Origin of the sequence: Planctellipticum variicoloris, assembly GCF_030622045.1 — a bacterium.
Classification (GTDB): Bacteria; Planctomycetota; Planctomycetia; order Planctomycetales; family Planctomycetaceae; genus Planctellipticum; species Planctellipticum variicoloris.
The window spans coordinates 2,920,680-2,938,349 of the sequence record NZ_CP130886.1; the positions used below are offsets into that span (position 1 = coordinate 2,920,680).

Below are 17,670 nucleotides of genomic sequence, written 5' to 3' on the forward strand. Positions count from 1 at the left end.
TGGAGGAATCGGCCAGCATAAGCCTCCACGAACTCTCATCCCAGTTAAAAACACGAAGTCCGGGCCTTCGCGAAGACGCTCCAACCGCCGGCACGCCGTTTCCGCGTCATTTCTCTCTTTTCCGTGACTTCCGTGCCCTTCGTGGTTCCCTCTGCTCTTTTAGATTCGCGTTCATTCGTGCGATTCGTGGTCACCCCTCTTTTTTCCGTCTTCCTCTGCGGTCTCCTCTTCCTCCGCGTCTTTGCGAGAGGAGAGGTCTTCCCTCCCTTGCCCAACGCAACGCCCTCCCGATACACTTCCCGCTGCGCCGGGACTCCGATTTCCGCCGTAACCTGAACTGCCGCTTGAGGATTGATGCATGTCCGTTTTGTCGTCCGACGCCGCCGCGGGGTGGCATGCGCTCGCCGATCGCGTTCTGACCGGCCACGCGCTGACCGTCGAGGAAGGCCTCGCCATTCTGCACAGCTCCGACGACGAGCTGCTGGATCTCCTCTCCGCCACCTATCGCGTCCGCCGTCGGCATTTCGGGCACAAGGTGCACCTGTACTTCCTGCAGAACGCCAAGAGCGGCCTCTGCCCGGAAGACTGCGGCTACTGCTCGCAGTCGAAGATCTCCGACGCGCCGATCCCCAAGTACGCGCTGCTCAACGAGACCAAGCTGATGGAGGGGGCCGCCCGGGCCGTCGAAAGCAAGTCCCGGACCTACTGCATCGTCGCCTCCGGCCGCGGGCCCTCCAACCGCGAAGTCGAGCACATCGCGAAGACCGTCGAGAAGATCAAGTCGACCTACGGCCTGCACATCTGCTGTTGCCTGGGACTGCTGGAGCCGGACCAGGCCAAGCGGCTCAAAGAGGCCGGCGTCGATCGGATCAACCACAATCTGAACACCAGCCGGAACCACTATCCGGAAATCTGTACGACGCACACCTACGACGACCGCCTGGCGACGCTGAAGACCTGCAAAGACGCGGGGATGGAGCTCTGCAGCGGGCTGATCGTCGGCATGGGCGAGACCGAGCGCGACCTGGTCGACGTCGCCTTCGAGCTGCGGGCGCTGGAAGTGAAGTCGATCCCGGTGAACTTCCTGCACGCGATCGACGGGACGCCGCTGGAACAGAAGGGGGAGCTCGATCCGCGGGCCTGCCTGCGGGCCCTCTGCCTGTTCCGTCTGGCCAATCCGACGGTGGAGATTCGCGTCTCGGGCGGCCGGGAAGTCAACCTGCGGTCGATGCAGGCGATGAGCCTGTACGCGGCGAACTCGATGTTCGTCAGCGACTACCTGACGACCAAGGGCCAGCCTGCCGAGGACGACTTCCGCATGGTCGAAGACTTGGGTTTCGAGGTGGTCATCGGCGACCACGAAGCCTACGAGATGTGGAAGGCCAGCCGGATGGAAGCGGAGGCGGTCACGGTGTAGGGCCGGGCGCCCCCGGCCGAATTGGTTTCAGATGGGGGTTGCGGAGGCAGGTTCCGCGTGCACTAATGGGGCACCAGAACCAACCACGCCCCTTTCGGGACCATGCGCCAATGGCTTCGCAGACGGCTCCATCTCGGATTCGAGAGATTGCCGCGATGCAGAAGCAACTGCGATGGATCATTGTCGCTGCGATCGCGTTCATCATGGTCAGGGCCGGCTTCGTCCTGAATACCACGAAGTTCGACCCACAGACCGTTGTAGCGGCCGTCAGGGCCATTCCGGCGTTGGCGATCCTGCTGGCGATCGTGCAGATCGTCGCCGTGGTTCGCCTGTGTCTGGCGCTCGAAGACGGCTGGATGACACTCTTCTACGCGTTCACAATGCTGCTCGTTCCTTGCATCTCGCTGCTGTTTCTTCTGATTTTGAACGACCGAGCCACCAAGCGACTCTTGAAGGCGGGGATCCCGATCGGACTGCTCGGTGTACGCTGGTCAGACGTGGAGAACTACAGGAGCGACGGAGCCGCCATCACCTGCCCGGCCTGCGGCGAACCGATCGCGGACGACGCAAAGATCTGCCCGATGTGCGGGGCGGAAGTGTAGGGCCGGCTTCGCCCGGTTGAATGTGGGGCTCCGATGCCCTCAGGGGAAGAGTCATTGCCGTTGGAACAATCTGATGCGCTGATTGTTCGGACAGACTTTGAACAAATCAGCCTTCACCAGGAGGATCGGCGGCATGGCGATACCCCTCTCTCGTTGCCAACTCATCACGCTCGCCGCCGCTCAGAGAGAATTGCTTCGGGCGGTGCTGGCCGGCACGCTCTACCACGTTGGCATCCTGGTATTCATCGGAGTATTCGTCGGACTGTTTAAAGAAATCTCGTCCCAAACCATCGTTGCCTTGGCGTTCGGCCTCGCCGTTCTGGCGGTTTGCGTCCCCATCCTGCAGATTCTCTCCGTCGCTAGAATTTCTCGCGCGATGCAGGAGAATCTGAGCACTGCGATCGTCTTCGGACTGCTGATGCTTCTTCCATTTCTCTCACTGATTGTCCTGCTTACCCTGAATGGAATGGCCACCAAGCAGTTCCAACAGGCCGGCATCCGAGTCGGACTGTTCGGCGCTAACCGGTCAGACATCAGAAACTACGCGGAATGAGAGGCAATGGATTCGCGCCCGGCCCTACTTCAGCTCAAACGCTCCCAGCAGGCCCTGGTGAGCTTTTTCCGCGTCCTGCGGCCCCACCACCACGCCGATGCGGGTTTCGCTGGTGTTGACCATCTGCACGTTGACGCCCGCTTCGCCCAGCGCCCAGAACATTCGCTCGCCGACGCCCGTGTGGCTGCGAAGGCCGATGCCCATCACCGACAGCATCGCGATTTCCTTTTCGTAGGACAGCGACGCACCGGGCCAACGTTCGATGACTTCGCGGAGCAGCAGCAGGCAGCGTTCCAGATCCTGCCGGGGAACCGTAAACGACAGGTCCGCCTTGTGAGCGTGCGTCATGTTCTGGACGATCATGTCGACCATCACGCCCCCCTCGGCGACCGCCGTAAACACTTCCGCCGCGACGCCCGGATCATCCGCCAGGTGCCGGACGGTGATCCGCGACTGGTGCGTATCGAGATCGACTTCGCTCACGACGATGTCTTCCATGCTCGCCAGCCGGGAAACGACGTCCCGCTCCAGTTCGTCCCGGCTCAGGTTCAGTGCGCTCGATCCGACGTCCCGCTGGGCGTAGCCGATGCTCGGCGCAAACGCAGTGTCCCGATGCAGCGCGAAGCCGGCATGCACCGCATTGAGCGCCTGGACCGACTGATCGCGATCGACCAGCACCGAGATTTTGATCTCGCTGGTCGTGATCATCACGATGTTCACCCCTGCGTCGGACAGCGACTTGAACATCTGGGCGGCAACGCCCGTGTGGGTCCGCATCCCGGCGCCGACGACCGAGACCTTGGCCACGTTCGTACCGTGGTGGACTTCGCCAGCACCGAGCTGCCTGACGGCCTCCTCGGCCGCGGTCAGCGCATCCGCGAGGTCGTCCTGCGGCACCGTGAACGAAACTTCCGCGACGCCCGCCTCGGCGACGTCCTGGATCACCATGTCGATGGCAATCTTGCGGGCGGCCATCGTGGCGAACAGGGCATTCAGCACGCCGGGCCGGTCGGGCAGCCGGCGGAGGTTCACAATCGCCTCGTTCTTAACGAGGGCCACGCTGCTGACGACTGGGACGTTCTCGTCGAGCTGCGGCGCGATGAGAGTTCCTTCACCTTCCGCATAGGCGGGGCGGACCTGCAGCGGCACGCGGTACTTCTTCGCGAATTCGATCGACCGAGAATGCATCTTGCCTCCGCCGAGGCTGGTCAGCTCCAGCATTTCGTCGTACGAAATCCGGGTCAGCTTTCGCGCTTCCTTTACAGCCCGCGGATCGGTCGTATAGATGCCGTCGACGTCGGTATAAATCTCGCAGACATCCGCCTGTAGCACCGCCGCCAGCGCCGTCGCCGTCGTGTCGCTCCCTCCGCGGCCGAGGGTCGTAATATTGAAGTCGTCGTCGATCCCCTGAAATCCCGCAGCAATCACGATCTTACCGGCGTCGAGCGCCGCCCGGATGCGATCGGTGCTGATCCGCCGGATGCGGGCCTTGGTGTAGGTCGAGTCCGTGAAAATGCCGATCTGATAGCCAGTTAGGCTGATGGCGGCTTCGCCCAGTTCCTGGACGGCCATCGCCATCAGGGCGACCGATTCCTGCTCGCCGGTCGCCAGCAGCATGTCCATTTCGCGCGGGGGCGGGTTGTCGGTGATCTGGCGGGCGAGGTCGATCAGCTCGTCGGTCTTGTCGCCGCGGGCGCTGACGACCACGACCACCTGTTTGCCGGCCCGCTTGGCGTCGACGATTCGCTGAGCCGCATTCCGAATCCGCGAGGCGTCGGCCACGCTGCTGCCGCCGAACTTCTGCACGACAATCGCCACAATCCCGTCCTTCTCACAATCCCGCAACTGACGCCGCCGGGGCGGGAAAACGTCTCCACGCGCCGGCGTCAGGGGGAAAAGATAGCAGAGGAGGCGAGTTCACGACACGTTCACGCGACGTGGAATCCGGGAGAATCGACGCTGAATCGGGGAACGGCGCCGAGAAAACCGGCCGACGGCGGGACGAATTCGCGTTTCGGCATCCCATTGAACCGACGGTCCTCCTTGCCGCTGGCCGGCATGCCGGGATATTCTGAAGAACTGGCCCGACGGGGCGGGATTCCGACAACCGAACCTGTTGAAACGCGGGGACTTGGAGCGAGTCCGCCGTGGGGCCTGGAATCGTTCAGAAACGAGGATGGATTGACGATGCTGACCTACGAATACTTCTGTCAGGCGAACGAAAAGACGGTGGAAGTCGCCCACAGCATGCGGGATTCGATCGCCACCTGGGGCGAACTCTGTCAACGGGCCGGCATTGAGCCCGGCTCGACGGCGTCAGACGCTCCCGTCGAGCGGTTGATCTCCGGAGGAGCGATGGCGATCGTCAGCGGCGGCACGCCGAGCAGCCAGGCGGCTCTGCCGACGCTGCCGATGGGAGGCGGCTGCTGCGGCCGGCCGAGCCAGTGCGGGCATCACTGAGCCCGGAAGCACCGGCTGGAATGCCTGTGGCGCCCGGAGCCCTGTGGAACGCGGGAAGTTGAGAGCACGATGACAGTGGCATTTGATGTGTCGGAACTGGCGGACGTCCTGTGGGGCTGGATCAGACCCCGCATCCCGGAAGCCGCCTGGACTTGGCTCCAGGAACGCCGGACCGCGGTCGCGTCCGGCGACCGCAAGTCGCTCTACCTGGCCTTCGGCCTCACGCCGCGCAAGACCGGCAAGGACGATCTGGCGCTGACGGAAAGCGAACTGGAGCAGGCCCTGTCGGCCCGACCGGGCTGGCATCCGACCGGCTGGACCGTCGACCAGGCGGCCCGCCTGGCGCTGCTCCTCTCACTGCCGGAGATGGAAGCCGCCGAGTACGTCGGCACGCTGGATCAGCTTTTCGCCACGGGAGAGGTGCACGAGCTGCTGGCTCTGTACCAGGGCTTGGGGCTCTATCCGCATCAGGCGGATTTTCAACTGCGGTGTGCCGAGGGGATTCGCTCCAACATTCGCGGCGTCTTCCTGGCGATCGCCCACGGCAATCCGTACCCGGCGGAGCAGCTCGGCGAGGACCCGTGGAACCAGCTCATCCTGAAGTGTCTGTTCGTCGGCACGACGCTCGAACCAGTGGTCGGCATCGACCAGCGGTCCAATCCCGCTCTGGCCCGAATGCTGACCGATTTCGCCCACGAACGCTGGGCCGCGAAACGCCCCGTCAGCCCGGAATTGTGGCGCTGCGTCGGTCCCCATGCCGATGACGGCATGTTGGCGGATCTGCGGAAGGTCCTGACGACAGGGAGCGAGGTCGAGCGTCACGCCGCCGCCCTGGCCCTGGCGAGCTGCCCGCGGCCCGAAGCGGCTCAAATCCTCAAAGAAGCGCCGGAGCTGGAAGAGGGCGTGCGGAACGGGGCGATCACCTGGAGCAAAGTGGCCGCCCAGGTCGCCTAACCAACAAGGAATCGTGCGATGCCTCTGACCATCACCGACGAAGAACTGCAGGCCGCAGGCGTCAGCGCCGAGGAAGCACGGCTGGAGCTGGCCTGCCGGCTGTTTCAGGCCGGCAAGCTCGACCTGTGGCCCACGGCGCAACTGGCCGGACTGACGCGGGTGCAGATGGAGGAGGCGCTGCACGATCGGAAGATCCCGATTTACACGATCACATACGAAGAACTTCAGAAGGAGCTGCGCGTGCTGGACCAGATGAGGGCCGATCGTGCCGCCGCTTGTGGTCAGTGACACGTCTCCACTGCGCGCCCTCGTATTCCTTGGGCGGATGGACATCCTCGAATCGATGTTCGAGCAAATATACGTTCCACCCGCGGTCGTGACCGAATGTCGCTCAGGCCGCTCCCCGTTTCTCTTCGATGTTTCGTCCTACGAGTTCGTCGAAGTGATTGCACCTTCCAATTCCGAACGGGTCGCCGAACTCAAACTGCGGCTTGATGCAGGTGAGGCTGAAGCTATTGCCGTCGCGGAAGAACTGGGAATTCGCAGCCTCCTGATCGACGAGCACCGCGGACGAATGGAGGTGGAGCATCTGGGACTGCATGCGATTGGAACTGTCGGCCTGTTGATCAACGCAAAGCAAAACAATCTCGTTACCGCTGTACGGCCGCTGCTGTCCCGACTTCGCGAAGAATTGAACTTTTATCTGTCTGAACAGTTCATCGAACAAGCCTTGAAAGCGATCGGCGAAGCCTGAAATCGCCTTCGACTGGAGAACGAGCGGCAATGCGTTTCATCGACCCCCACATCCACATGGTTTCCCGCACCACCGACGACTACGAGGCGATGGCCGCCCAGGGTGTCGTCGCGGTCATCGAACCCGCCTTCTGGCAGGGGCAGCCCCGCACGGAAGTCGGGACGTTCAAAGACTACTTCTCGATGCTCGTCGGCTTCGAGCGGTTCCGGGCCGCCCAGTTCGGCATCCGGCACTACTGCACGATGGGGCTCAACAGCAAGGAGGCCAACAACGAGCCCCTTGCCGAGCAGGTGATGGACCTGCTGCCGCTGTTCTGCACGAAGGAAGGGGTCGTCGCCATCGGTGAGATCGGCTACGACGACCAGACCCCGACCGAGGAGAAATTCTTCCGGCTGCAGCTCGAACTGGCCAAGGAAGTCGGCCTGCCGGTGCTGATCCATACGCCCCACCGCAATAAGAAGCAGGGGACGTTCCGCAGCATGGACGTCATCGAAGAACACAACATCCAGCCGCACATGGTCGTGATCGATCACAACAACGAGGAAACCTGCAAAGAGGTCCTCGACCGGGGTTACTGGTGCGGCTTCACGATCTACCCCAAGACCAAGATGGGGAACGAGCGGATGGTTGAAGTCGTCCGGCAGTACGGCAGCGAACGGGTCATCATCGACTCGTCCGCCGACTGGGGCGTCTCCGACTCGCTCGCCGTCCCCAAGACCGCCCGGCTGATGCTCGAACGGGGAATCGCCGCCCCGGACGTCGAACTGGTCTGCTACAAGAACGCGATTGCCGTCTACGCCCAGAGCGGCCAGTTCAGCGAAGACGACTGGCTCAACCCGCCCCCGGTCGACCAGCGCTCGCTCTTCGAAGGCAACAGCGTCCTCCGCGGCGGCCAGACGCCGAAAATCGAAGAACCGGACAAGGAAGAGGGAATCATCCGGTAGCCCGGTCGGCCTCTCACCGGAGAAGAGAAGAAGTTTTCACCGCAGAGACGCGGAGGACGCGGAGAAGACAATCAGGAAAGTGAAAAGTGAGTATTGAGTAGTAATGAGTGCAAAGCAACAGAGAACATGATCCGCAGCCGGGTAGCGACTTCTTCATTTTGCACTTCTCACTCACCACTACTCACTTTTCACTTTCCTCAATCTTCTCCGGCGTATTCTCCGCGCCTCCGCGGTAAAGTTCTCTTCGTCCTCCACTTCACGCAAACGGCAGCGGCTCGTACTCGCCCCCCAGGATCTCCGCCGATCGCACGCCCAGCCATTTGTCGAGCAGCGTCGCGTAGACCCGGCGGAAGTCGGTTGTGAATTTCTGGTCGCCGTCGTCAAGGTCGGTCAGGCTCGGGAACTTGCCGCAGAAGCCCGGCGTCCCCGTTGGCGAAACGACGAACAGCGAAGAGGCCGCCCCATGGTCGGTCCCCAGGCTGCCGTTCTCCTTGACCCGCCGGCCGAACTCGGAAAACGTCGACAGCAGCACGCGATCCGCCAGGCCGTGACCGGTCAGGTCGGCATGGAAGGCGGCGATCGCGTTCCCCAGTTCGCCCAGCAGTGCCGCATGGCCTGGTTGCTGTTGCGAATGCGTATCGAAGCCGTCCAGGCCCACCAGATAGATTCGCGGCGGCAATCCGGCGCCAATCATCTGCGCGACGAGCTTGAGCTGGTTCGCCAGGTGCGTCGCCGGATACTCCTTCGCCGGAGAATAGCCGGCCGAAAGGCTCTTCAATCGCTCGGAACTGGTCACTGCGGTCCGCAGCGACTTTCGCAGGAAATCCAGCTCGCCACCCGGCTGTGCGCCAGTCGTTGACAGAATCTCATCGCGGGCTGACTTCAGTTTCCCCTGCAACCCGGAGGGCAACTGCGGATCGTTGAGGTGGTAGTCTTCGAGCCGCTTCAGCACCGGGACGTTGACCTGCCGGCTGACCAGCAGCAGCGGCAGCCGCTCCATTCCCAGCGCCAGCCCCTCGGCCCGCTCCGGATGATGCTGAAGTTGCCATTCGAGCGTCCGCCCCAGCCAGCCGTCCTGCGGCGTTGGATTCTCCGGCTGCGCGCTGTGCCAGATATCCATCGAACGGAAGTGCGACCGGTCGGGCTGCGGATAGCCCACCCCTTGCACGATCGACAGTTTCCCGGCGTCGTGCAGTTCCTTGAGTCCCGTCAGCGACGGGTGCAGCCCGAACTCGTCGTCGAGTTTCAGCACGGCCCCCTTGCCGATACCGATCCCCGGCCGCGCGCGGTGGTAGTCGTCGCTGGCATACGGCACAACGGTATTCAGCCCGTCGTTCCCCCCCGCCAGTTGCACGAGGACCAGCACCCGCTGGTCCGGCCCGGCGGCCGCCTGTTCCGCCGCGGCATGCAACCACTGCGGCGCCCGACCAACACCCAGCGTCACCGCGCTCGCTGCACCCAGTACGGACAGAAACTCGCGTCGCGTCGATTTGAGAGACATAGTCACCACTCCGCAAGGCTTTCGATGCATACTCGTTCCCAAGCTCTGCCTGGGAACGTCAATCTTCGACGCTCTGCGTCATGCTGTCTTCTTGTCTGAAAATAGTTCACAGAAGACGCGAGGTTGTCTGAAAATAGTTCACAGAAGACGCGAGGCGATTACATCAACTGATATTCAGGCGACTGCAACGCCAGTTGCAGCGCCGCCTGGCCGGCTTGGCTGTCGCCGGTTTGTGTCATCGTCCGGATCTGAGCGACCGTTTCCGCATCCGCCTCGCCGCCGAGAACGATCGACTGCAGAAACGCCACGGCCGAATCCGGCTGAGCAAGCTGGCCGCGGACGGCGTCGGTCAGGACGCCGAAACGACCGCTCGTGGCAACGTCCGTCGCCGCGTTGGCCCGCAGGATCAGCGTCGACGAGGTGATCCACAGTCGCTGACCGTCCCAGCCTTTGACCGACGGCGGGGCGAAGAGACTCTGCCCCAGTTCGGCCAGAGTCTGCGCGACCGGCTGCCAGCGAACGGCCTCCAACAGGCTGTGAGTCATGCCGAGGACAAAGTCGAGCGGCGACTTGATCAACGACCGACGATGACGGGCGTCGTAGAAGAGCTGCGACCGCGCCAGTTCATTCATTACCGGCCCGATCACCAGCCCGTGCAGCCGCAGTCGTTCGGCGACCGCGGTGATCTCCGCCTCGCCTGGTTCGGGCATGACGAATGTCCGCAACAGCTTGAACGCCAGATAGCGTGCACACGCCGGCTGCTTCAAGCACAGTTCGACGACTGAGTTGCCGTCGAACATTCCGGTTTCGCCGAAGATCGTCTTCGGGCGGGGATCGTGCTGGTTGTCGTTGAACCAGAACTCGCCGTCGCGAAGCTGCCAGCCGCTGAAGGCGCGGGCCGCCTCCTGGATGTCCTTTTCCGAGTAGTTGCCAACCCCCAGGCTGAACAGCTCCATCACTTCGCGGGCGAAGTTTTCGTTCGGATGCCGCCGGCGGTTGGCTTCTCCATCCAGCCAGACCAGCATCGCCGGGTCGCGCGCCATGCCGCGCAGCAGCTTCGCAAACGAACCGGACGCCTCCGACCGCTGCAGGTCGTTCTGCCTCAGCATCAGCGAGACCGATCGGACTTTCTCCTGCGAGGTGGCGAAGTGGTTGTGCCACAGCAGCGTGAGCTTCTCGGTCAGCGGGTTGGCAGAATGCACCATCCGGTACAGCCACCAGACCTGCAGATCGCTCAGATTTCCCGTGGCGACGGCCGTTGTTCGAAGGACGCCATCGACTTCCTGAAACTCCGCCGATTCCGGCTGCGGTGAAAGCAACCGATCGAGCGTCGCCTGGCGACCGGCCGCCACCGCCTGTTTCAGTTGATCCGGCGAATACCCGAACTGCAGCCGACGGAGCGTATGCGCGGCATCGGCCAGCGTCCACCGCGTGGAATCCGCAACCGGCGCCAGCATCCCTTGTGGAGGAGCAAGACTCGGCATGGTTACCACCCTCCCTGGAAGCGCCAGACGTACCCGTCCGGCTGCAGCGTCGACGACAGCGAGACCGGCCGCAGGCGGCGGAGCAGATTCAACGCGTCGTTGAGACCGTTCGCGGCCTGGTCGGCCGACCGGCCGTCCTGCACGGCCTTCGCCTCGATGATCGCCCGATTGGACTCCAGCAGATCCGCAACCACCGCCGGAACGACCTCAAACGACCAGTCCGGCCGGTCCGCCGCTTGGCCTGAAGAGGCTCCAGGCGGGCTCTGCATCGCATCAATCAACTGACGGCAGAGATCCTGGCTGGTCGCCATGATAAAGTGCCGTCCGACGCGGGCCGACGACGGCTGGAAGTTGAACGCGATCGGGAGATCGGCCCCCTTCGGCGTCTGCAGGTATTTCGCGTAAGAAAGCTGGACGTCTTTGTAGGTTTCCGAAGACATCACCCACGGAATCCGCTTCTCCTGCCCGGCCTGCAGATTGACCACCGCGGTGATCGTCTGAAACACCATCTGCAACAGATCCGAGGCCTGCTCGGGCTGTTCCAGCTCCACGATGATCGCCGTTCCGGGCAACTGCACTCCGGGGCGTCCTTCCAGATGAGCGAACGATTGCGGAGCCGAGATAATCTGCAGGCGCTTGCTGAACAGCGGCAGCACGTCGGCCCGGAAGTCTTTGCCGGGCATGAATGTGGCGAGCCCGGTTTCGAACTTGTCGAATTCCGGCAGAATCTGTTCGATCATCAGCGACTCGCGCTGGCCGTACCACGCAGCCCAGTCGCGGACGATCGAAATGCTGGCCGCCTGTGGCCCGAGACGCGTCTGCAGATCGGTCGGGACCGGCGGCAGAAGTGTCTGGTGAGCGGCATCGATTTCCGCCGGCTTGCCGGGGACGAACGCCTCCAGCCCCCACGAGGATTCGCCCAGGTCGAGCGTCGCCGTCAGGTAGTCGGCGTGAGACACATACTCGACAACGCCCCCCAGGAGCAACGACGCCAATGGATTGTCGAGTTTGTCCGGCAGCAGGCGGTCCTGTTGCAGCAGTTCGCGAATTCGATCGTAGTCCGCCCAGGCTTCGAGCTTCGTGTCTCCCCGGTCCGAGTGCCGGGCTTTCTTCCAGGCCTCGGACGCGGCGAGGTTCCCGCCGGCATCCGACCGCAGAGCGGCTTCGACCTGATCCACCAGCGATCGCTGGTTGCTGACTGCGATCCAGCGGTCCTGCAGGATCATCGCCGAGCCGTCGACGTTCACCAGCCGCAGGCCGCCGCCGTCGATCTCTTCGGTCTTCACTTTGTCGGCAGTGAGCTGCACCAGCGGTTCGAGACGGGTGCGGATATGGGTGGCAATTTCGGGGGACTCGGTCCGAATCAACCCCAGCACGACCGGCTTGTCGCCACTCTCGGGAGCGTAAACTCCGACGATCCAGCGGTCGCCGATCAGGTCGCGGGTCATCGACCAGAGGTCTTTGCCGTACTGGACCTGGGCCACGGCGATTCCGCCGCGGACCTTTCGCCCCTGCGGGGAGTCGATGAACTCCTTGTAGTTCGGACTGGCGAGGATCGCCTTGACCAGCTCGGACTCCTCCAGCCGGGTCACCACCTCGCTCCAGCCGCGGCCCTCCAGCGTGCCAACCGCCCCGGCGGGCAGATAGCGGGACAGGGACTCGTCAGACGCATGAACGGCCGGTAGCGTCAGCAGAACCGCGAACAGGGTCGCGCACCAGCAACGAAACAGGGACAGCATGGCAGAAACTCCCGGCGAGACAGGTCTCAGGCAGAGTGGACTGCATTGAGATACCCGCACGACACCGGGGGAGTTTCAGTCGATTGATCTGATCCCGACGTTGGTTTGCATGCGGGTTTCTACCGCCCTCTGCGTTCGCGGGCATACCGCACCCGGCAGCCGCGGGCGATCGTTTCCGTCACTTCAGGCTTCCTCCCGGCCAGCGCGGCAGCGATCGCCTCCTCGACATACCGCCGCTCGACCTTGTCGGCGTCTGTCTTGTCGTCCATCGCCCCCATGTAGACCAGCTTCCGGTCTCGGTCGAAGACGTAGAACTCCGGCGTAAAAATCGCCCCGAAGTCCTTCGCGATCTTCTGGGATTCGTCGTACAGGTAGTGAAAGGCGAACTTCTTCGCCTTCACCCGCTCGGTGAGGGCGTCGAGCTGGTCCTCCGGCACGCGGTTCACGCAGACCGGAACGATCGCCACCCGGCCCTCCCCAGCATAGCGTTCGGCCAGAGCCTGGATCCGCCCCTCGTAATCGGTTGCCGTCGGGCAGCTCACACAGGTGAAGACCACCACGATAACGTCCCGGTCCTTCAGGTCCGCCAGACCGTGCGATTTGCCATCAGTCCCCGGCAGTTCGGCCCAGACCGGAGCGGGATCGCCGATGCTGAGCACCTCGTTGTACTCACCTGCGTTCCCGGAGCCGGCAGCCAGCAGACAGGCCGCGACCGCAGCAAACAGATGGCGAAAATTGAGCATTCCAGGCATCTCCGATAGCCAGTCCGCGACATTGATTCAAGCCGCGTCAGGAGTTACATCAACTGGACTCTCTGATAAAACCGGATCGGAACATTGATTGCAAGAGGCGACTGGGGCATTTCCGACCCCGATCTGGCGATCTTGTCCGAAAGTTCACGGCCCGGACGAAAAACTGGGATTGCGGAACTTGCCGGGCATGGTACTTTATTCTCTGATTTCCGGCTGAGCCGCGGCGCTCAACGAGTGCGCGCCGCAGGGACTGTTCACCCGCCCAGATGCCCACCTGCTCCCGCAAATTCCGCCAAAAATTTACCGCCGATCTGTTTCCATTTTGAGTCCTGGTTCGGAACCAGTCAGGGATTGTGTTTTCATGGCTCGCCGTAACGACATCCGTAACATCGCCATCATCGCACACGTTGATCATGGAAAGACGACGCTGGTCGACTGCCTCATCAAGTCCAGCGGCCAGTTCCGCGACTCGCAGGTGCAGCAGGACTGTATCCTCGACTCCAACGATCTGGAACGCGAACGCGGCATCACCATCCTCGCCAAGAACATCGCGCTCAACTACAACGGCACGAAGATCAACATCATCGACACGCCCGGCCACGCCGACTTCGGCGGCGAAGTCGAACGCGTGCTGAGCATGGCCGACGGCGCCATCGTCCTGGTCGACGCCTTCGAAGGCCCCCGTCCGCAGACCCGCTTCGTGCTCAAGAAGGCCCTCGAACTCGGGCTGCAGCCGGTCGTGGTCGTCAACAAGATCGACCGCCCCGATGCCCGTCCTCAAGACGTGCTGTCGGAAACCTTCGACCTCTTCGTCGAACTGGGCGCCGACGACAAGACCCTCGACTTCCCCTACATCTTCGCCAGCGGCCGGGCCGGCTTCGCCACCCACGACCCCGAAGTCAACACCGGGACCATCCAGCCGCTGCTCGACATGATCATCGAGCAGGTGCCGGGGCCGGAAGTCAATGAAGACGGCCCGCTCCAGATGATGGTCACCTCGCTGTCCTACTCCGAATTCGTCGGCCGCATCGCCACCGGCCGCATCGCCAGCGGTTCGGTCAAGCCCGGCCAGAAGGTCGTCCTGACCAAGTCGGACGGTTCGCTGAAAGCCGAACAGATCGTCGGCGTCGAGATTTTCGACAAGCTCGGCCGCCTGCCGGTGGATGTCGGTACTTCGGGTGACATCGTCGCCCTCGTCGGTCTGACCACGCCGGAGATCGGCGATACGGTCACTCTGCCCGACAATCCCCAGGCGCTCCCCCGCATCGCGGTCGACGAGCCGACGCTGTCGATGATGTTCACGATCAACAGCTCCCCGTTCGCCGGCCAGCCCGGCGGCGGCAAGTATCTGACCAGCCGCCACCTTCGCGCCCGGCTGATGCGCGAACTCGAATCCAACGTCGCCCTCCGCGTCGAAGAAATGGGCGACCGCGACGCCTTCCAAGTCTCCGGCCGTGGCGTGCTCCACCTCGCCGTCCTCATCGAAACGATGCGCCGGGAAGGCTACGAGCTGTCGGTCGGCAAGCCGCAGGTCATCCGCAAGCAGATCAACGGCAAGTGGCACGAGCCGTTCGAAGTCCTCGATATCGACGTCCCCACCGCCGAAGTCGGCGGTGTGATGGAAGTCGTCGGCAACCGCCGGGGCGAGGTCGTCCACATGCACAGCAACGACCTGGGAACGACGCACGTCGAATTCTCGATTCCCGCCCGCGGACTGATCGGCATCCGGACGAAACTCCTCAACGCCACACGCGGCGAAGCGATTATTCACCACCGGTTCGAAGCCTATAAGCCGGTGGAAGGAGAAGTCCCCCACCGCCAGAACGGCGTGCTGATCTCCCAGGAACGCGGCAAAGTGGTCGGTTTCGCCCTGTTCAAGCTGCAGGAGCGGGCCGAAATGTTCGTCGCTCCGGGCGACGAAGTTTACGAGGGGATGATCGTCGGCGAGAACTCGCGCGACAACGATCTCGTCGTGAATCCGATCAAGGAAAAGAAGCTGACCAACATGCGGGCCTCGGGCTCGGACGAAAACATCCAGCTCAAGCCCCCCCGCCGGCTGTCGCTGGAAGCCGCCCTCGAATACATCGAGGACGACGAGTATGTCGAGGTCACGCCCCAGATCATCCGCCTGCGGAAGGCCCGCCTGACGGAGCAGGAACGCAAGCAGCAGTCCCGCGCCACCGCCGGAGCCGGAGTCTGATTCGCCTGCGATGGAAACAGTGATTGGAACGAGAGCCCCCGTGAGTCATCATGGGGGCTCTTCGCTGCGCGGACCTTCAGGAGACAGCCGATGATCGCCGTGATCGCCCACGACCAGCGCAAGCCGGAAATGCTGGAGTTCGTCCGCAGGCACCTCGCCTTCTTCCAGAAACAGTCACTGGTCGCCACCGGCCATACGGGGAAGATGATCCAGGAAATCCTCGGCGTCCCCGTCGAGTGCGTCGTCCACGGCCCGGACGGCGGCGACTTGATCATCGGCGGTCGCGTTGCCGAGGGAAAAGTCGAAGCGGTCCTGTTCTTCCGCGACCCGCTGACCGCTCAACCGCACGAACCCGACGTCACCGCCCTGATGCGCGTCTGCGACGTCCATCGCATCCCCCTGGCGACAAACCTTGGCACGGCGGAAGCCGTGGTCGAGATGTTCGAACGACAGGGAGGCGCGGGCTGAGTCTGCGAAGAGACATGCCCAGTCTTCTCCGAAGTACGATGGACGTCCTCGTCCGTCGACCTCTTCGAGAGAGCGAGAATCTCATCGCGACGGACGAGAACGTCCGCCGTACAGGCGGCCCCACGGTCTCCCGGCGATGACACTCTCCCCGTAGTCCGTCTCTGCGCTCTCTGCGTCTTCCTCTGCGCCTCTGCGAGAAATCCTCATTCTCCTGAGCCGCGCGATTTCCCCCGCACGTTTGACCATCCGGCCGGGCAGGGGGGATACTCGTGGAACGACATCCTGCATCCGCGACCCCTCTCACCTCTGGAGGATCGACACCCATGCGCCGCCCGGGATTTCTTCTTGCCGCACTCCTCTGCTTCAGTCCCGCACTGCTCTCTGCCGCCGAGCGCCCCAACGTCGTCATCATCATCACCGACGACCAGCGCTGGAATGCTTTGAGTCTCGCCGGCGACCCGAACCTGAAGACGCCGCACATCGACCGGCTTGCCAAAGAAGGGATCTGGTTCAAGAACGCCTTCTGCACCACGTCCCTCTGCTCGCCGAGCCGTGCGTCGATCCTGTCCGGCCTGTACGCGCACAGTCACAAAGTGGTCAACAACTTCACCGAGTACCCCGCCGCTCTCCCCAGCTTTCCCCGGCAACTGCAGGGAGCCGGATATGAAACCGCTTACATCGGCAAGTGGCACATGGGCGAGGACAACGACGAGCCCCGCCCCGGCTTCAACCACTTCATCACGCACAAGGGGCAGGGAAAATACTTCGACACGGCGTTCAACGTCGATGGCCAGGGAGCGAAGGTCTTTCCCGGCTACTACACGCACGTCGTGACGAAAATGGCCCTCGACTGGATCAACAAGCCCCGCTCGCAGCCCTTCCTGCTGATGCTCGGCCACAAGGCCCCGCACAGCTTCTACACCCCCGAGCCAAAATACGCCCACGTCTTCGACGACGTGAAATTCGGCTACCCGCCCTCCGCCTTCCAGCTCGACGACAAGCCGGAGTGGTTCAAGACCCGGCTCAACACCTGGCACGGCATCTACGGGCCGCTGTTTGACTTCCGCAAGAAGTTCCCCGACTCCAGCCCGGAAGCGGTCAAGGACTTCGATGCGATGACCCGCTCCTACCTGGCCACGCTGATCAGCGTCGACGACAGCGTGGGACAGCTCTACGCCGCCCTGGAGAAGTCCGGCCAGCTCGACAAGACGGTGATCATCTTCACGACCGACAACGGCCTGCTCAACGGCGAACACGGCATGGTCGACAAGCGGACGGCCCACGAGCCGAGCATTCGCGTCCCCCTCATCGTCCGCTATCCGGGTCTGACGCCGGCCGACAAGCCGAAGGTCGTCGAAGAAATGATCCTGCATACCGACATGGCCCCGACAATCCTGGAACTGGCCGGCGCGCTTCCGCTGCCGGGCATCCACGGCCGTTCCTGGGCGACGCTCGCCCGGGCCGGCGACCCGACCTGGCGACGGAGTTTTCATTACGAATACAACTACGAGAAACAGTTCCCCTATACGCCAAACGTGCGGGCGGTCCGCAGCGACCGCTGGAAGTACATCCATTACCCGCCCGGCGACGGCACTCCGGACACCCACCTGGCGGAGCTGTACGACCTGCAAAACGACCCCGAGGAATCGAAGAACCTGATCAAGCTCCCCGAGTACGAAGACCGCCTGAAATCCCTGAGCGCAGAACTGGAACGTCTGCTGAAGGCGACGGGGGCCGATCCGGACCAGATGCCGAAGGACGAGGGAATCAAGCAGGAGCTGCCGGATTTGAAGATTCGGTGATCGCACTGGTTCCCAGGCTCTGCCTGGGCTGCGCGAAATC

16 protein-coding genes are annotated in these 17,670 nt (G+C 63.1%); 11 read left to right on the forward strand and 5 right to left on the reverse strand.

Annotated features, from left to right (window positions below):
- Positions 1 to 358: 358 nt before the first annotated feature.
- From bioB to SH412_RS11365, 3 genes are all read left to right on the forward strand, one after another.
- Entirely contained in the window at positions 359 to 1,417 is a 1,059-nt protein-coding gene (gene bioB / locus SH412_RS11355; protein WP_336523630.1) for a biotin synthase BioB, read from the forward strand.
- A 155-nt stretch (positions 1,418 to 1,572) separates the two neighbouring features.
- On the forward strand, positions 1,573 to 2,019 hold the full coding sequence (locus SH412_RS11360; protein ID WP_336523631.1) for a zinc ribbon domain-containing protein: 447 nt from the start codon (positions 1,573 to 1,575) through the stop codon (positions 2,017 to 2,019).
- A gap of 133 nt (positions 2,020 to 2,152) precedes the next feature.
- On the forward strand, positions 2,153 to 2,572 hold the full coding sequence (locus tag SH412_RS11365; protein ID WP_336523632.1) for a hypothetical protein: 420 nt from the start codon (positions 2,153 to 2,155) through the stop codon (positions 2,570 to 2,572).
- Positions 2,573 to 2,596: 24 nt separating this feature from the next.
- On the opposite strand, the gene SH412_RS11370 is transcribed toward SH412_RS11365, so the two are convergent.
- Positions 2,597 to 4,390 carry an aspartate kinase gene (locus tag SH412_RS11370; RefSeq protein WP_336523633.1) on the reverse strand — a complete coding sequence of 598 codons (1,794 nt, stop codon included), beginning with the start codon at positions 4,388 to 4,390 and terminating at the stop codon, positions 2,597 to 2,599.
- 369 nt (positions 4,391 to 4,759) lie between these two features.
- Between SH412_RS11370 and SH412_RS11375 the strand changes: the two genes are divergently transcribed.
- The 5 genes from SH412_RS11375 (at position 4,760) to SH412_RS11395 (ending at position 7,684) form a co-directional block, all read left to right on the forward strand.
- The gene (locus SH412_RS11375; RefSeq protein WP_336523634.1) at positions 4,760 to 5,032 is read left to right on the forward strand and encodes a hypothetical protein; all 273 of its coding nucleotides are present in this window, start codon (positions 4,760 to 4,762) and stop codon (positions 5,030 to 5,032) included.
- A 69-nt stretch (positions 5,033 to 5,101) separates the two neighbouring features.
- A complete protein-coding gene (locus SH412_RS11380; protein ID WP_336523635.1) occupies positions 5,102 to 5,986 on the forward strand; it encodes an EboA domain-containing protein in 885 nt (294 codons plus the stop codon).
- Between the two features lie 18 nt (positions 5,987 to 6,004).
- On the forward strand, positions 6,005 to 6,274 hold the full coding sequence (locus tag SH412_RS11385; protein WP_336523636.1) for a UPF0175 family protein: 270 nt from the start codon (positions 6,005 to 6,007) through the stop codon (positions 6,272 to 6,274).
- Positions 6,252 to 6,740 carry a DUF3368 domain-containing protein gene (locus SH412_RS11390; protein ID WP_336523637.1) on the forward strand — a complete coding sequence of 163 codons (489 nt, stop codon included), beginning with the start codon at positions 6,252 to 6,254 and terminating at the stop codon, positions 6,738 to 6,740. Before SH412_RS11385 ends, SH412_RS11390 begins: the two co-directional genes overlap by 23 nt.
- A 29-nt stretch (positions 6,741 to 6,769) precedes the next feature.
- On the forward strand, positions 6,770 to 7,684 hold the full coding sequence (locus SH412_RS11395) for a TatD family hydrolase (protein ID WP_336523638.1): 915 nt from the start codon (positions 6,770 to 6,772) through the stop codon (positions 7,682 to 7,684).
- Between the two features lie 256 nt (positions 7,685 to 7,940).
- Here the strand turns inward: SH412_RS11395 and SH412_RS11400 are convergent, their stop codons facing one another.
- From SH412_RS11400 to SH412_RS11415, 4 genes are all read right to left on the reverse strand, one after another.
- Positions 7,941 to 9,185 carry a DUF1501 domain-containing protein gene (locus SH412_RS11400; protein ID WP_336523639.1) on the reverse strand — a complete coding sequence of 415 codons (1,245 nt, stop codon included), beginning with the start codon at positions 9,183 to 9,185 and terminating at the stop codon, positions 7,941 to 7,943.
- A 158-nt stretch (positions 9,186 to 9,343) separates the two neighbouring features.
- Positions 9,344 to 10,669 carry a DUF1800 domain-containing protein gene (locus SH412_RS11405; protein WP_336523640.1) on the reverse strand — a complete coding sequence of 442 codons (1,326 nt, stop codon included), beginning with the start codon at positions 10,667 to 10,669 and terminating at the stop codon, positions 9,344 to 9,346.
- Positions 10,670 to 10,671: 2 nt separating this feature from the next.
- Entirely contained in the window at positions 10,672 to 12,408 is a 1,737-nt protein-coding gene (locus SH412_RS11410; protein WP_336523641.1) for a hypothetical protein, read from the reverse strand.
- 119 nt (positions 12,409 to 12,527) lie between these two features.
- Positions 12,528 to 13,151, reverse strand: coding sequence for a thioredoxin family protein (locus tag SH412_RS11415; protein WP_336523642.1), 624 nt, complete (start codon positions 13,149 to 13,151; stop codon positions 12,528 to 12,530).
- Positions 13,152 to 13,521: 370 nt separating this feature from the next.
- On the opposite strand from SH412_RS11415, the gene typA reads away from it, so the two are divergent.
- From typA to SH412_RS11430, 3 genes are all read left to right on the forward strand, one after another.
- Complete coding sequence (typA, locus tag SH412_RS11420) at positions 13,522 to 15,360, forward strand: translational GTPase TypA (protein ID WP_336523643.1); 1,839 nt, start codon at positions 13,522 to 13,524, stop codon at positions 15,358 to 15,360.
- Positions 15,361 to 15,450: 90 nt separating this feature from the next.
- Positions 15,451 to 15,828 carry a methylglyoxal synthase gene (locus SH412_RS11425; RefSeq protein WP_336523644.1) on the forward strand — a complete coding sequence of 126 codons (378 nt, stop codon included), beginning with the start codon at positions 15,451 to 15,453 and terminating at the stop codon, positions 15,826 to 15,828.
- Between the two features lie 323 nt (positions 15,829 to 16,151).
- Positions 16,152 to 17,630, forward strand: a complete 1,479-nt coding sequence (locus SH412_RS11430) for a sulfatase family protein (RefSeq protein WP_336523645.1) — start codon at positions 16,152 to 16,154, stop codon at positions 17,628 to 17,630.
- The last annotated feature ends 40 nt before the right edge of the window (positions 17,631 to 17,670 follow it).

What these genes read in the sequence shown, in the direction of transcription:
- bioB (WP_336523630.1), top strand. Translation starts at nt 359, where the DNA reads ATGTCCGTTTTGTCGTCCGACGCCGCCGCGGGGTGGCATGCGCTCGCC.
- SH412_RS11360 (WP_336523631.1), top strand. Translation starts at nt 1,573, where the DNA reads ATGCAGAAGCAACTGCGATGGATCATTGTCGCTGCGATCGCGTTCATC.
- SH412_RS11365 (WP_336523632.1), top strand. Translation starts at nt 2,153, where the DNA reads ATGGCGATACCCCTCTCTCGTTGCCAACTCATCACGCTCGCCGCCGCT.
- SH412_RS11375 (WP_336523634.1), top strand. Translation starts at nt 4,760, where the DNA reads ATGCTGACCTACGAATACTTCTGTCAGGCGAACGAAAAGACGGTGGAA.
- SH412_RS11380 (WP_336523635.1), top strand. Translation starts at nt 5,102, where the DNA reads ATGACAGTGGCATTTGATGTGTCGGAACTGGCGGACGTCCTGTGGGGC.
- SH412_RS11385 (WP_336523636.1), top strand. Translation starts at nt 6,005, where the DNA reads ATGCCTCTGACCATCACCGACGAAGAACTGCAGGCCGCAGGCGTCAGC.
- SH412_RS11395 (WP_336523638.1), top strand. Translation starts at nt 6,770, where the DNA reads ATGCGTTTCATCGACCCCCACATCCACATGGTTTCCCGCACCACCGAC.
- SH412_RS11400 (WP_336523639.1), bottom strand. Translation starts at nt 9,185, where the DNA reads ATGTCTCTCAAATCGACGCGACGCGAGTTTCTGTCCGTACTGGGTGCA.
- SH412_RS11405 (WP_336523640.1), bottom strand. Translation starts at nt 10,669, where the DNA reads ATGCCGAGTCTTGCTCCTCCACAAGGGATGCTGGCGCCGGTTGCGGAT.
- SH412_RS11410 (WP_336523641.1), bottom strand. Translation starts at nt 12,408, where the DNA reads ATGCTGTCCCTGTTTCGTTGCTGGTGCGCGACCCTGTTCGCGGTTCTG.
- SH412_RS11415 (WP_336523642.1), bottom strand. Translation starts at nt 13,151, where the DNA reads ATGCTCAATTTTCGCCATCTGTTTGCTGCGGTCGCGGCCTGTCTGCTG.
- typA (WP_336523643.1), top strand. Translation starts at nt 13,522, where the DNA reads ATGGCTCGCCGTAACGACATCCGTAACATCGCCATCATCGCACACGTT.
- SH412_RS11425 (WP_336523644.1), top strand. Translation starts at nt 15,451, where the DNA reads ATGATCGCCGTGATCGCCCACGACCAGCGCAAGCCGGAAATGCTGGAG.
- SH412_RS11430 (WP_336523645.1), top strand. Translation starts at nt 16,152, where the DNA reads ATGCGCCGCCCGGGATTTCTTCTTGCCGCACTCCTCTGCTTCAGTCCC.